Here is a 13,026-nt window from a genome sequence, read left to right on the forward strand (position 1 = left end):
CAGTTGCTGCTGCTTCAAGGCGGCGCCGAGTTCTTTCCGGCGCTGGTGGCGGCGATGGATGCCGCGCGCCGTGTGGTGCACCTGGAAACCTACATCTTCGAGTTTGCCGGCTCCGCACTCAGCGTGGCCGAAGCACTGGAGCGCGCGGCGCAGCGCGGCGTGGTGGTGCGGCTGGTGATCGACGGCGTGGGCACGCCGGTCATTCCGCCGACATGGCGGGAGCGGTTCGACGCCGCCGGCGTGCACTGGCACATCTACGCACCGCTGGGCCGATTCGGCCTGCTGCTGCCCAGCCGCTGGCGGCGCCTGCACCGCAAGCTCTGCGTGGTCGATGGCACGGTGGGGTTTTGTGGTGGCATCAACATCATCGACGACCAGGACGATGTGGCGCTGGGCAAGCTGGACGCTCCTCGGCTGGACTTTTCATTGCGCGTGGCCGGCCCCTTGGTGCAGGACATGGCCGAGACCATGGAGCAGTTGTGGTGGCGCCTGCAGGCCGCGCGCCAGGCTCGCCGGCGCGAGTTCAAGGCGGCGTGGGAAGCCTTGCGCGAGTCGCGCCCGGTGGGCGACTTCTCGCGTCTGCTGCAAAAGCTGGAGACGGCCCGCACCAGTGGGCAGGGCAGCGACAGCGCGTTTGGCGACAGCAGCGCCGCGCCCCTGGGCGTGGACAGTGCGCGCGCCACGCTGCTGCTGCGCGACAACGTGAGCCACCGCCACGACATCGAACGCGCCTACCTCAAGGCCATCGGCGCGGCGCGGCGCGAGATCGTGATCGCCAACGCGTACTTCATCCCCGGACGCAAGCTGCGCCGCGCGCTCATCCTGGCGGCCGCGCGGGGAGTGCGGGTTCGCTTGCTCTCGCAAGGCCGGTACGAAAACTTCTTTCAGTACCGCGCCGCGCGGCCGGTCTACCAGCACCTGGTCAACGCCGGCATCGAGATCCACGAGTACGCCCCGAGCGCGCTGCATGCCAAGGTGGCGGTGGTGGACGAGCGCTGGGCCACGGTGGGATCGACCAACCTCGACCCGCTCTCGTTGCTGCTGGCGCGCGAGGCCAATGTGATGACCACCGACCGGCGCTTTGCCGAGTTGCTGCGCAGCCACCTCGATGGCCTGGTACAGAACGCGGGCGACATGGTCGATGTGCGGGCCTTGAGCAGCCGGCACTGGACGCAGAGGGTGCTCGATCGAATCGCGTTCGGCATCATGCGCGCGACCTTGTTTGTCACCGGTCATCGCTACTGATGACTGCCCCCACGCTCCACCGCTGCGCGGGTCGCTGCCCCCCAAGGGGGCTGATCCGCCTTGGGGCGGCCCGGCGGCGGATCCGTTGCCCCCACGCTTCCCCGCTGCGCGTGGTCCGCTGCCCCCCGGGGGGCTGATCCGCCTTGGGGCGGCCCGGCGGCGGATCCGTTGCCCCCACGCTTCCCCGCTGCGCGTGGTCCGCTGCCCCCCGGGGGGGCTGATCCGCCTTGGGGCGGCCCGGCGGCGGATCCCCGCATGAACGACGACCTGATCGTCCAGCGCCCGCAGGGCCTGTACTGCCCGCCGGGCGACTTCTACATCGATCCCTGGCGCAAGGTCGAGCGCGCCGTGATCACGCACGCGCACGCCGACCACGCGCGCCCTGGTCATGCGCACTACCTGGCCACCGCGGTGTCCGAAGGCCTGCTGCGCTCGCGGCTGGGGCAGGGCATCACGATGCAGGGGCTGGCCTATGGCGAAACCGTGGAGCACCACGGCGTGCGCATCTCGCTGCACCCGGCTGGGCATGTGCTGGGTTCGGCCCAGGTGCGGGTCGAGCATGGCGGCCGCGTGTGGGTGGCCAGCGGCGACTACCGCACCACACCGGCCGGCGCCATGCCCGACCGCACCTGCACACCCTTCGAGCCGGTGCGCTGCGACACCTTCATCACCGAGTCCACCTTCGGCCTGCCGATCTACCGCTGGCGGCCCGACGCCGAGCTGTTCGGCCAGATCAACCAGTGGTGGGCCGACAACGCCGCTGCCGGGCGCGCCAGCGTGCTGGTGTGCTACAGCCTGGGCAAGGCGCAGCGCATCCTGGGCGGGGTGGACGCATCCATCGGCCCCATCGTCTGCCACGGCGCGGTCGAGCCGCTCAACCGCGCCTACCGCGCGGTGGGCGTGGCACTGCCCGACACGCTGATGGTCAGCGACGTGACCGACAAGGCCAGTCTGCAGCGCGCGCTGGTGCTCTGCCCCGGCAGTGCACTCGGCACACCGTGGATCAAACGCTTCGGCGATTTTTCCGACGCGTTCGCCAGCGGCTGGATGCAGGTGCGTGGCCAGCGCCGGCGCGGTGGCCACGACCGCGGCTTTGTGCTCAGCGACCACGCCGACTGGCCCGGCCTGTTGGGCGCCATCGGAGCCAGCGGCGCCGAGCGCGTGATCGTCACGCACGGCAGCGTCCCGGTGCTGGTGAGGTACCTGCAGGAGCAAGGCCTGCAGGCCGAGGGCTTCGACACCGAATATGGCGACGAGCACGAAACCCGGGCCGAGATCGTGCCCGCTCCCGCAGCATGAAGCGCTTCGCCGACCTGTTCGCCGAACTCGACGCGACCACCTCGACCAGCGCCAAGGTCACGGCGCTGCAGCGCTATCTGGGCGCGGTGGACGATGCCGACGCGGCCTGGGCCGTGTACTTCCTCTCGGGCGGAAAACCGCGCCAGCTGATCAAGACCGCGCAGCTGCGCGCGCTGGCCGAAGAGGCGTCTGGCCTGCCCGCCTGGCTGTTCGACGCGAGCTACCAGGCCGTGGGCGACCTGGCCGAAACCATCGCGCTGGTGCTGCCCGCGCCCGCGAGCGCAGACGGTCTGGCCACCAGCCTGAGCGACTGGATGGAGCAGCGCCTGTTGCCGCTGCGCGGGCAGGGCGACGAGGTGGTGGCCGTGGCCTTGCGCAACTGGTGGCGCGAGCTCGATGCCACCGGACGTTTCCTGCTGGTCAAGCTGGTGGGCGGCGGTTTCCGTGTGGGTGTGAGCAAGCTGCTCGTGCAGCGCGCCATCGCCCAACACGCGGGGCTGGACGCCAAACAGGTGGCCGCGCGCATGATGGGTTTCACCGACGGCAAGCGACTGCCCACCGCTGCGCAATACCGGTCGCTGCTGGCTCCCGTCGAGACAGCGGGCGATGAACATGCCGGTCGCGAGCCCAGCCAACCCTATCCGTTTTTTCTCGCCAGTCCGCTGGGCAGGGATGCCAGCGACGGCCTGCTGGACATGGAAGTCGCCAGCACCGGCATCGCGCAGGCCATGCAGGCGCGGCTGGGACCGGCCGGCGACTGGCTGGCCGAGTGGAAGTTCGACGGCATCCGCGGCCAGATCGTCAAGCGCGCCGGTCAGGTGTGGGTGTGGTCGCGCGGCGAGGAGCTCATGAGCGACCGCTTCCCCGAGTTGCAGGCCCTGGCGCAGCGCTGGCCCGACAGCACGGTGGTCGACGGCGAGATCCTGGTCTGGGACGAGGAGGGCGGGCCAGCCTTGCCCGGCAGCGACCGGCCCGGTCGGCCCGCGCCGTTTGCGTTGCTGCAGCAACGCATCGGCCGCAAGACGCTCAACGCCAAGGTGCTGGCCGACGCACCCGTGAGCTTCATGGCCTACGACCTGCTGGAAGCCGGCGCACAAGACCTGCGTGCGTTGCCACAAACCGAACGCCGAGCCCGCCTGGAGGCCTTGGCAGCGGGTTTGAACGTGGCGACCGGCCCGCGCCTGTGGCTGTCTCCGCGCATCGACGGCAGCGACTGGACCACGCTCGCCGAACAACGCTCGAAGGCACGCAAGCTCGGTGTGGAAGGCCTCATGCTCAAGCACCGCGACAGCGTCTACGGCTCCGGGCGCCAGAAACGCTGGGCCGGTCCGGGCACCGGCAGCGAAGACGGTGTGCTCGCCTGGTGGAAATGGAAGATCGACCCGCTGAGCATCGACGGCGTGTTGATCTACGCCCAGGCCGGCCACGGTCGCCGTGCCTCGGTTTACACCGACTACACCTTCGCCGTGTGGAGCCGCGCGCCGGCCAGCGCCGCCGAGGCCCAGTCCGTGGTGGACGCCATTGCCCGGCGCGAACCCGCCGTGCCCGGCGCGCTGCAACTGGTGGCTTTCACCAAGGCCTATTCGGGCCTGACCGACGACGAGTTCAAGTCGGTCGACGCGGTGATCCGCCAGCACACGCTGGAGAAGTTCGGGCCGGTGCGCAGCGTACGGCCCACGATGGTGTTTGAACTCGCCTTTGAAGGCATCGCCCGCAGCACCCGCCACAAAAGCGGCGTGGCGCTGCGCTTTCCGCGCATGCAGCGCATCCGGCACGACAAACCCCTGCACGAGGCGAGCACGTTGCAGGATCTGGAGCAGCTGCTGGTGAAAACCCCAGCGAAAATCGGTCAAGACCACTGAGAACGGTCCGCGACAAGTCGGGTGATAGCATGCGCCCATGCTGCTGAAGACCGACCCCCCCACGACCCCTCCTGCACCCGACGACGACATCGGCACGCCCGTGTCCGTCAAGATCCGCGAGCGTGTGAAAGCGGCGCGCCAGCGCTTCCATTCCAACGACAACATCGCCGAATTCATCGAGCCGGGTGAGCTCGAGCTGTTGCTCGACGAGGTCGCCGAGAAGATGAAAGGCGTGCTCGACAGCATGGTCATCGACCTCGACAACGACCACAACACCGGCGACACCGCGCGCCGCGTGGCCAAGATGTACATCAAGGAAGTGTTCAACGGGCGCTACGTCAAGGCGCCCAGCATTACCGAATTCCCGAACGCCGAGCATCTCAACGAATTGATGATCGTCGGACCCATCACGGTGCGCAGCGCCTGCAGCCACCATTTCTGCCCGGTGATCGGCCGCATCTGGATCGGCGTGATGCCCAACGAACACACCAACGTGATCGGCCTGTCCAAGTACGCGCGCCTGGCCGAGTGGATCATGGGTCGCCCGCAGATCCAGGAAGAGGCCGTGGTGCAGCTGGCCGACCTGATCCAGGAAAAGACCCAGCCCGACGGCCTGGCTCTCGTGATGGAAGCCAGCCACTACTGCATGGCCTGGCGCGGCGTGAAAGACCTGGACAGCAAGATGATCAACTCGGTCATGCGCGGCGTGTTCCTCAAAGACCCCAACCTGCGGCGCGAATTCCTCTCGCTCATCCCGCGCTGAATCCAACGAACGTCCAGAAGAAGAACACCATGCTCGTCCGCCTCCTCTACGTCAGCCGCGCTGTCGAAAAAGATTCCCCCCGCGTGATCGAATCCATCCTCGAATCCTCGCGTTCGCACAACATGGGCTACGGCATCACCGGCGTGCTGTGCTACGGCGGTGGCGTGTTCCTGCAGGCGATTGAAGGCGGTCGCAGTGCGGTCAACACGCTCTACAACCACATCGTGGCCGACGATCGCCACACCGGCGTGGAACTGCTGCACTACGAAGAAATCACCGAGCGCCGCTTCGGTGGCTGGACGATGGGCCAGGTCAATCTGTCCAAGCTCAACACCTCCATCGTGCTCAAGTACTCGGAGAAGCCCGAGTTCGATCCGTACGCGGTGTCGGGCAAGGTTTCTCTTGCCCTGCTCGAAGAGTTGATGGCCACCGCGAGCATCATCGGCAGGGCTTGAAGGTCTCCCCCCTGCGCCGCTGCGCGGCTTCCCCCCTCTCTGGCGCGTCTGCGGCGCTTGGAAGGGGGACGGCACCTCGGGCCGGCGGAGCCGGACCCGCGGTGCCCCTCGGATCTGCCTTCTTCTGACGTTGCATGTCCCTGACTGCGCTCGGCCTGATCGTTCTCGCGGGCCTGATCCACGCCTGCTGGAACATCGCCGCCAAGAAGGCCGGGGGCGACGCGCGCTTCGCCTTCTTCAGCGCCTTCCTCATGATGCTGGTGTGGGCGCCGCTGGGCTGGTGGATCGGGCGCGATGTGGTGCCGGGCTGGGGCGCCATCGAATGGGCGCTGGTGCTGGCCAGCGGCGTGCTCCACGTCATCTACTACGTCATCCTGCTGCGCGGTTACCGCAAGTCCGACCTCACCGTGGTCTACCCCATGGCGCGAGGCACCGGTCCGCTGTTGTCGTCGCTGGTGGCCATCGTGCTGCTGGGTGAACAGATCTCCGCGCTGGGCCTGGCCGGCATTGCCGGCGTGGTGGGTGGTGTGTTCCTGATTGCGGGCGGGCCCGGCCTGTTGCGCGCTGCGCACGACCCGGTGGCGCGCATGCGTGTGCACAAGGGCATGGTCTATGGCGTGGTCACCGGCGTGTTCATTGCGTCCTACACCGTGGTCGACGGCTACGCGGTCAAGGTGGTGCTGATGTCACCCATCCTGGTGGACTACATGGGCAACTTCGTGCGCGTGGCGCTGCTCGCGCCCAGCGTGCTGCGCGACCTCCCCACGGCCGTGCAGCTCTGGCACACGCAATGGCGCTACGCCTTGCTGGTGGCGGTGGTGAGCCCGGTGGCCTATGTGCTGGTGCTCTTTGCCATGCAGCAGGCGCCGTTGTCGCATGTGGCGCCGGCGCGCGAGGTGTCGATGTTGTTCGCCGCATTGATCGGCGGCCAGTTGCTGGGCGAAGGTGACCGGGTCGCGCGGCTGTTGGGGGCCATGTTGATCGCTGCGGGCGTGATGGCGCTGGCGCTGGGATGATCACGGCATGACGACTTCACCTTCGCCGTCCTTGTTGGGCTGCGATTTCACCAGCGCGCCGAGCCGCCGCAAACCCATCACGCTGGCCGTGGGCCGCACCGACCGCAAGCGCATCGTCATCAACGGCATGGAGCGCTTCGAGACGCTTGAAGCCTGGGCGGTGCGCATGGCCGAGCCCGGCCACTGGGTGGGCGGTTTTGATCTGCCGTTCGGTTTGCCGCGCGAACTCGTCACCACCCTGGGCTGGCCCACCGACTGGGCGGCCTGCATGACCCATTACGCCGGCCTCAGCCGCGAAACCATCCGCGAGGCCTTTGCCGGGTTCTGCAACGCCCGCCCGGTGGGTGGCAAGTTCGCCCACCGCGCCACCGACGGACCGGCCGGCTCCAGCCCGAGCATGAAGTGGGTCAACCCGCCGGTGGCTTTCATGCTGCACGCGGGCGTGCCGCGCCTCATGGCTGCAGGCATCACGCTGCCCGGTCTGCTGCATGGAGATGGCTCGCGTGTGGGCCTGGAGGCCTATCCCGGGCTGCTGGCGCGCAGCGTGCTGGGCACCACTTCGTACAAAAGCGACGACAAGGCCAAACAAACGCCCGACCGCCTGATCGCGCGCAAGACGCTGATCAATGCACTGGAGAACGGCCAGGCGCCACTGCTGCAAGCCGGTGGCCTGCGCCTGAAGCTCACGCACGCGCAACGCGATGCGCTGGCCGACGACGCCAGCGGCGACAGCCTGGACGCCGTGCTCTGCCTGCTGCAGGCCGCCTGGGCGCAGGCGCAACACGAGTCGGGCCATGCGAGCTGGGGCCTGCCCGAATTCGATCCGCTCGAAGGCTGGATCGTCAGCGCCTGAGCCGCCTGCGCGCATCAACCCGCGCGACAGTGCGTAGACCCTGCTGTGCCTAGAATCAAAGGCGTCCGGCCCCGTGTCGGACACAAGCGTTCTCAGGGCGGGGTGCAATTCCCCACCGGCGGTGATGGCGGCGTGGCGACACGACCGCACGAGTGCCGCGAGCGCCCACGCCAGGGTCTGTCCCTGGCATGGGGTCAGCAGACCCGGTGAGATCCCGGGACCGACGGTCACAGTCCGGATGCAAGAGAGCGTGAGCCAGGCGTCCGTTGCGTTGCGCGCAGCGGTGCGCGTGCGCTTGTGCGCCCTGATTGGTTGGCCCCTCCTGTTTCAAGGACACCATGAATCAGACCGAATCTTCCCCCTCCATTCAGCTGCCGGCCGGGCTGCGCTTCGCATTCGTCGAAGCCTCGTGGCACGCCGACATCGTTCATCAGGCGCGGGATGCATTTTTTGCGGAGATGGCACTGTCCGGTGTCGGCGCGGACGCCATCGACGTGTTCGACGTGCCCGGTGCGTTCGAGATCCCGCTGCATGCGCAGCGGCTGGCGCGATCCGGGCGCTATGCCGCGGTGGTCGGCAGCGCACTGGTGGTGGACGGCGGCATTTACCGCCACGACTTTGTGGCCCAGACCGTGGTGCAGGCGCTCATGGACGTGCAGCTCGACACCGGCGTGCCCATGATTTCCGCCGTGCTCACGCCGCACCATTTCCACGAACATGTCGAACACCGCAAATACTTCATGCGCCACTTTGCCGTCAAGGGCACCGAGGCCGCGCAGGCCTGCCTGCAGACGGTGGCCGGGCTGCTGCGTCTGAAGAGCATGCTGCCGTCCTGAGTTGCAGCTTGCTTGTAAGGCTTTCGGCCCTGGCCAGACGAATCGGGGTCACATCGCAGGAGTCCGTTCATGACCAACACCGCCGCCCCTGTGCCACGCCGCCGCACCGCCTGGCTGCTGGCATCGCACGTGTTCGCCTTGCTGGTCGGTTTTGGTGCCGGCATCTACACCTTGCCCATCCTCACCGCGCCGCCCGGGCCCAGCACCGAACAGGTGGCGCAAGCCGCCGCGGGTGGGCGGTACAGCGGCGAGTTCCGTCGCGACCTGAAAGACAGCGATCCGCTGCACTGGGGCGAGGGCACGGTGAGCTTGAGCCTGCAGCAGATCGTGTTCACCGGGCGGCTGGCGCCCGGGCCCGACTACAAGCTGTACCTGTCGCCGGAATTCGTGGAGACCGAGGCCGACTTCAAGCGCCTGAAGCCAACCATGCTGCGTGTGGGTGATGTGAAGACCTTCGAGAACTTCATCGTGCCCCTGCCCGCGGGCGCCGATCCCGCGGGTTACACCAGCGTCATCGTCTGGTGCGAAACCTTCGGTCAGTTCATCACCGCTGCGAAGTACCGCGATCCCGGCTGAGCCGGGATTGCAATTGATGCATCATCGCTCCCAGCGTTGCGTCGACGCCGCTCCTGGTCTGTCGACGGCAGTGCATCATCAAAGAACGGAACAAGCATGAACTCAGCCAAACTGGTCGGCATCCTCCTCATCGCCGCGGGCGCCATCGCGCTGGTGTACGGCAGCTTCAGCTACACCAAGGAAACCGAAGCCGTGAAGCTCGGCCCGCTGGAGCTCACCGTGAAAGAAAAGGAAACCGTCAACGTGCCGGTGTGGGCCGGCGTGGGCGCCATCGTCATCGGCGGCCTGCTGCTCGTCATGGGTGGCAAGAAGGGCTGATGACCCGGGCATCTGTTGTGTAAGCGATGCCGCGCAAGCAGATCGCCATTCCGCACCCCGAACCATCCACCCCGCCGCAGGCATGCGCGGCGAGCTGGATGGTTTCGCGTTTGTGGACGCCCTTCGAGTTTCAACGCGAGGTCTGGTCTGCCATCGGCGCCGGCCGGAGCGGCCTGTTGCACGCCACCACCGGCTCGGGCAAGACCTACGCGGTCTGGTTGGGCCTGATCGAGCACCTGCTGCAGACGCTGCCCGCACACAAGCCCGCACCGCTCACGGTACTGTGGATCACGCCCATGCGGGCGCTGGCGGCCGACAGTGCAGCATCCCTGCGAGCACCGCTGGCCGACCTGGCGCCCGGCTGGACGCTGGGCCTGCGCACCGGTGACACGCCCAGCGCGGAGCGCGCCCGGCAAGATCGGCGCTGGCCCACGGTGCTGGTCACCACGCCCGAATCGCTGTCGCTCCTGCTCGCGCGCACCCACGCGCCCGACGAGCTGGCCGGTGTGCGTGCGGTGGTGGTGGACGAATGGCACGAACTCATCGGCAGCAAGCGCGGTGTGCAGGTGCAGCTGGCGCTGGCGCGGCTGCGGCGCTGGCAGCCCGGGCTGCTGGTGTGGGGCATGAGCGCCACCCTGGGCAATCTGGACGACGCCCTGCGTGTGCTCTGTGGACCCGACAACGCCCAACTGGTGCGCGGGCGTGTGGACAAGGCGCTGGCCATCGACACGCTGATCCCGCCCGAGCCGGGTCGTTATTCGTGGGCCGGGCATCTGGGCAAAAGCATGCAGGAGCCGGTGGTGAAAGAGCTGGAAACCGCCAGCACCGCGCTGGTGTTCACCAACACCCGCAGCCAGGCCGAGATCTGGTACCAGTTGTTGCTCGCCCTGCGGCCCGACTGGGCCGGGCAGGTGGCCCTGCACCACGGCAGCCTGGACAAGGCGGTGCGCGAGTGGGTGGAGCAGGGACTGAAATCCGGCCAGTTGAAGGCGGTGGTGGCCACGTCCTCGCTCGACCTCGGCGTCGACTTTCTGCCGGTTGAACGCGTGCTGCAGATCGGCTCCGCCAAGGGCGTGTCGCGGTTGCTGCAGCGCGCCGGGCGCAGCGGTCATGCACCGGGTCGGCCCAGCCGCGTCACGCTGGTGCCCACCAACACGCTGGAGCTGGTGGAGGCCGCTGCCGTGCGGGAAGCGGCGCTGGCCGGGCGCGTGGAGAGCCGGCGCAGCCCCGAACAACCGCTGGACGTGCTGGTGCAGCACCTGGTCACCGTGGCGCTGGGTGGTGGATTCATGCCCGATGACCTGTTCGATGAGGTGCGCAGCGCGTTCGCCTACCGCGAGCTTTCGCGCGAATCGTTCGACTGGGTGCTGGCCTTTTGTGAACGCGGCGGCGAGAGCCTGAACGCCTACCCCGACTACCACCGCATCCAGCCCGATGACGCCGGCGTCTACCGCGTGCCCGACACGCCGCAGGGCCGCGCCACCGCGCGCCGCCACCGGCTGGGCGTGGGCACCATCGTGAGCGACGCAGCGCTGCAGGTGAAGTTCATGAACGGCGGGCGCATCGGTTCCATCGAAGAAGGCTTCATCGCCCGCTTGCGCAAGGGCGACTGCTTCGTGTTCGCCGGGCGTCTGCTTGAATTCATCCGCGTGCACGAAATGACGGCCTGGGTGAAGAAGGCCGAAAAGTCCAAGGGCGCCGTGCCCTCGTGGCAAGGCAGCAGCATGCCCCTGTCGTCCGAGCTGGGTGACGCCGTGCTGGCCCAGATGGCGCTGGCCGCAAAGGGTCGCTTCGACTCGCCCGAAATGCAGGCCGCGCGACCGATGCTGGAGACCCAGGCCCGCGTGTCGCGCCTGCCGCGGCCGGGTGAGTTGCTGCTCGAGCACATGAAGTCCCGCGAGGGGCACCACCTGTATCTGTACCCGTTCGCCGGGCGCCATGTGCACCTGGGGCTGGCCAGCTTGCTGGCCTGGCGGCTGGCGCGCGAGCAGCCCAACACCTTCAGCCTGTCGGTCAACGACTATGGCCTCGAACTGTTGAGCACCGAGCCGGCCAACCTCACGCACCTGCTGGACCGTTCGGTGTTCAGCACCGACGATCTGCTGGCGCATGTGATGGCGTCGCTCAACGCGGGTGAACTGGCCCAGCGGCGTTTTCGCGAGATCGCGCGCATCGCCGGCCTGGTGTTCAGCGGATACCCGGGAGCGCCCAAAAGCCTCAAGCAGCTGCAGGCCTCCAGCGGTCTGTTCTTCGAGGTGTTTCGCAAGTACGACCCCGGCAACCTGCTGCTGGACCAGGCGGAGCGCGAGGTGCTGTCGCAGGAGCTCGACATTGGCCGGCTGCACAGCAGCCTGCAAGGCATGGCCAGCCACAGCCTGCACTGTGTGGAGCTCACCCGCCCCAGCCCCATGAGCCTGCCGCTGATGGTGGAGCGCTTTCGTGAGCGGCTCAGCACCGAACAACTCTCCGCGCGGCTGGACAAGCTGCTGCGCGAACTCGACAAGGCGAACGCATGAAGGTCTGGTGGATGGGTTTGGGGGTGGCGCTGGTGGCCTGGAGCGTCAACGCGCAGGACGCACCACGCCAGGACGAGGTCTACAGCGCGCGCGTGAGCCGCGTGTTCGACGGTGACACCGTGTGGGTGAAGCCGCTGGCCGGTGGCCCGTACCGCAAGCTGCGGCTGGAAGGCATCGACGCGCCGGAGATCTGCCAGAGCGGCGGCGAGACGTCGCGCGATCTGTTGGCACGGCGTGTGCTGAATCAGGTGGTGGAGGTGCGGGTTCGCGCCCAGGACGACTACGGACGCGGCGTGGCTCGCATCGTGCACCAGGGCGACGATGTCGCGGCCTGGCTGGTCGCCAACGGGCAAGCCTGGTCGTACCGGTGGCGGCGCAGCCTTGGGCCGTTTGCTGATGAAGAGGCACTGGCTCGCAAGAGCAGGCGAGGAATCTTCAAGGACGCGGCAGCCGAATTGCCGCGCGACTTTCGCAAGCGCCACGGGCCGTGCCCGATGCCGCCGCGCGGCTGAACTGGTGCGCCTGAATCAGTGCGGGATGCCGCACACCGTGCACTGCGGGTTTTGCGGCAGCGTGATCTCGTTGAAGGCGAGATCACGACCGTCCAGCATGAGCAGCTTGCCCGTGAGGCGCGAGCCCAGGCCGGTGAGCAGCTTCAAGGCTTCGGCCGCCTGCATGGTGCCCACGATGCCCACCAGTGGCGCGAACACGCCCATGGTCGCGCAGCGGGTTTCTTCGAGGTCGGCCGATTCGGGGAACACGCAGGCGTAGCAGGGGTTGCCGGGGCTGCGCGCGTCGAACACGCTGAGCTGCCCGTCCATGCGGATCGCCGCGCCCGAGACCAGCGGCTTGCGGTGCTTCACACACGCGCGGTTGATGGCGTGGCGGGTGGCGAAGTTGTCGGTGCAGTCGAGCACCACGTCGGCCTGCGCGATGAGTTCACTGAGCAGGGCTTCGTCGGCGCGCTGCACGATCGGCGTGACGCGCACGTCCGGGTTGATCGCGGCGATGGCTTCCACGATGGATTCGGCCTTGGGATGGCCCACCCGCGCGAGGTTGTGCGCGATCTGGCGCTGCAGGTTGGTTTCGTCCACCACGTCGTGGTCCACCACGGTGATGTGGCCCACGCCGGCGCTGCCCATGTACAGCGCGACAGGAGAACCCAGGCCACCGGCGCCGATGATCAGCGCGTGCGAAGCCAGCAAGGCTTCCTGGCCTTCGACGCCGAGTTCGTTGAGCAGGATGTGGCGCGAGTAGCGCAGGAGCTGTGCGTCGTCCAAAAGCATC

13 protein-coding genes and 1 riboswitch are annotated in these 13,026 nt (G+C 68.0%); of the genes, 12 read left to right on the plus strand and 1 reads right to left on the minus strand.

Annotation, left to right across the window (positions count from 1 at the left end; translation table 11 throughout):
* The first annotated feature begins 3 nt into the window (after positions 1-3).
* From clsB to BSY239_RS03050, 12 genes are all read left to right on the plus strand, one after another.
* Positions 4-1,245, plus strand: a complete 1,242-nt coding sequence (gene clsB / locus BSY239_RS02995; RefSeq protein ID WP_236944127.1) for a cardiolipin synthase ClsB — start codon at positions 4-6, stop codon at positions 1,243-1,245.
* Between the two features lie 255 nt (positions 1,246-1,500).
* Complete coding sequence (locus BSY239_RS03000) at positions 1,501-2,544, plus strand: ligase-associated DNA damage response exonuclease (RefSeq protein WP_069045534.1); 1,044 nt, start codon at positions 1,501-1,503, stop codon at positions 2,542-2,544.
* Positions 2,541-4,406: an ATP-dependent DNA ligase gene (locus BSY239_RS03005; protein WP_069045535.1), complete on the plus strand. Its 1,866-nt coding sequence runs from the start codon at positions 2,541-2,543 to the stop codon at positions 4,404-4,406. The genes BSY239_RS03000 and BSY239_RS03005 overlap by 4 nt, the downstream gene beginning before the upstream one ends.
* Positions 4,407-4,443: 37 nt before the next feature.
* Positions 4,444-5,169: a GTP cyclohydrolase I gene (folE, locus tag BSY239_RS03010; RefSeq protein ID WP_069045536.1), complete on the plus strand. Its 726-nt coding sequence runs from the start codon at positions 4,444-4,446 to the stop codon at positions 5,167-5,169.
* A 29-nt stretch (positions 5,170-5,198) separates the two neighbouring features.
* The gene (locus BSY239_RS03015; protein WP_069045537.1) at positions 5,199-5,624 is read left to right on the plus strand and encodes a BLUF domain-containing protein; all 426 of its coding nucleotides are present in this window, start codon (positions 5,199-5,201) and stop codon (positions 5,622-5,624) included.
* Positions 5,625-5,758: 134 nt separating this feature from the next.
* A complete protein-coding gene (locus tag BSY239_RS03020; protein ID WP_069045538.1) occupies positions 5,759-6,640 on the plus strand; it encodes a DMT family transporter in 882 nt (293 codons plus the stop codon).
* Between the two features lie 7 nt (positions 6,641-6,647).
* Complete coding sequence (locus tag BSY239_RS03025) at positions 6,648-7,493, plus strand: DUF429 domain-containing protein (protein WP_069045539.1); 846 nt, start codon at positions 6,648-6,650, stop codon at positions 7,491-7,493.
* 84 nt (positions 7,494-7,577) lie between these two features.
* Positions 7,578-7,747, plus strand: a riboswitch (FMN riboswitch).
* 84 nt (positions 7,748-7,831) lie between these two features.
* Entirely contained in the window at positions 7,832-8,329 is a 498-nt protein-coding gene (locus BSY239_RS03030) for a 6,7-dimethyl-8-ribityllumazine synthase (protein WP_069045540.1), read from the plus strand.
* Between the two features lie 69 nt (positions 8,330-8,398).
* The gene (locus BSY239_RS03035; RefSeq protein WP_069045541.1) at positions 8,399-8,905 is read left to right on the plus strand and encodes a DM13 domain-containing protein; all 507 of its coding nucleotides are present in this window, start codon (positions 8,399-8,401) and stop codon (positions 8,903-8,905) included.
* Between the two features lie 96 nt (positions 8,906-9,001).
* A complete protein-coding gene (locus BSY239_RS03040; RefSeq protein WP_069045542.1) occupies positions 9,002-9,223 on the plus strand; it encodes a hypothetical protein in 222 nt (73 codons plus the stop codon).
* A 98-nt stretch (positions 9,224-9,321) separates the two neighbouring features.
* On the plus strand, positions 9,322-11,739 hold the full coding sequence (locus BSY239_RS03045; protein WP_069048737.1) for a ligase-associated DNA damage response DEXH box helicase: 2,418 nt from the start codon (positions 9,322-9,324) through the stop codon (positions 11,737-11,739).
* Positions 11,736-12,251, plus strand: a complete 516-nt coding sequence (locus BSY239_RS03050) for a thermonuclease family protein (RefSeq protein WP_069045543.1) — start codon at positions 11,736-11,738, stop codon at positions 12,249-12,251. The genes BSY239_RS03045 and BSY239_RS03050 overlap by 4 nt, the downstream gene beginning before the upstream one ends.
* A 15-nt stretch (positions 12,252-12,266) precedes the next feature.
* Here BSY239_RS03050 and BSY239_RS03055 read toward each other — a convergent pair whose 3' ends face one another.
* Positions 12,267-13,019, minus strand: a complete 753-nt coding sequence (locus BSY239_RS03055; RefSeq protein WP_069048738.1) for a HesA/MoeB/ThiF family protein — start codon at positions 13,017-13,019, stop codon at positions 12,267-12,269.
* Between the last annotated feature and the right edge of the window lie 7 nt (positions 13,020-13,026).

This window comes from Hydrogenophaga sp. RAC07, assembly GCF_001713375.1.
Lineage (GTDB): Bacteria > Pseudomonadota > Gammaproteobacteria > Burkholderiales > Burkholderiaceae_C > Hydrogenophaga.

Excerpts from the sequence above, each read along its gene's own strand:
- BSY239_RS03000 (WP_069045534.1), top strand. The coding sequence starts at position 1,501 with ATGAACGACGACCTGATCGTCCAGCGCCCGCAGGGCCTGTACTGCCCG.
- BSY239_RS03005 (WP_069045535.1), top strand. The coding sequence starts at position 2,541 with ATGAAGCGCTTCGCCGACCTGTTCGCCGAACTCGACGCGACCACCTCG.
- folE (WP_069045536.1), top strand. The coding sequence starts at position 4,444 with ATGCTGCTGAAGACCGACCCCCCCACGACCCCTCCTGCACCCGACGAC.
- BSY239_RS03015 (WP_069045537.1), top strand. The coding sequence starts at position 5,199 with ATGCTCGTCCGCCTCCTCTACGTCAGCCGCGCTGTCGAAAAAGATTCC.
- BSY239_RS03020 (WP_069045538.1), top strand. The coding sequence starts at position 5,759 with ATGTCCCTGACTGCGCTCGGCCTGATCGTTCTCGCGGGCCTGATCCAC.
- BSY239_RS03025 (WP_069045539.1), top strand. The coding sequence starts at position 6,648 with ATGACGACTTCACCTTCGCCGTCCTTGTTGGGCTGCGATTTCACCAGC.
- BSY239_RS03030 (WP_069045540.1), top strand. The coding sequence starts at position 7,832 with ATGAATCAGACCGAATCTTCCCCCTCCATTCAGCTGCCGGCCGGGCTG.
- BSY239_RS03035 (WP_069045541.1), top strand. The coding sequence starts at position 8,399 with ATGACCAACACCGCCGCCCCTGTGCCACGCCGCCGCACCGCCTGGCTG.
- BSY239_RS03040 (WP_069045542.1), top strand. The coding sequence starts at position 9,002 with ATGAACTCAGCCAAACTGGTCGGCATCCTCCTCATCGCCGCGGGCGCC.
- BSY239_RS03045 (WP_069048737.1), top strand. The coding sequence starts at position 9,322 with ATGGTTTCGCGTTTGTGGACGCCCTTCGAGTTTCAACGCGAGGTCTGG.
- BSY239_RS03050 (WP_069045543.1), top strand. The coding sequence starts at position 11,736 with ATGAAGGTCTGGTGGATGGGTTTGGGGGTGGCGCTGGTGGCCTGGAGC.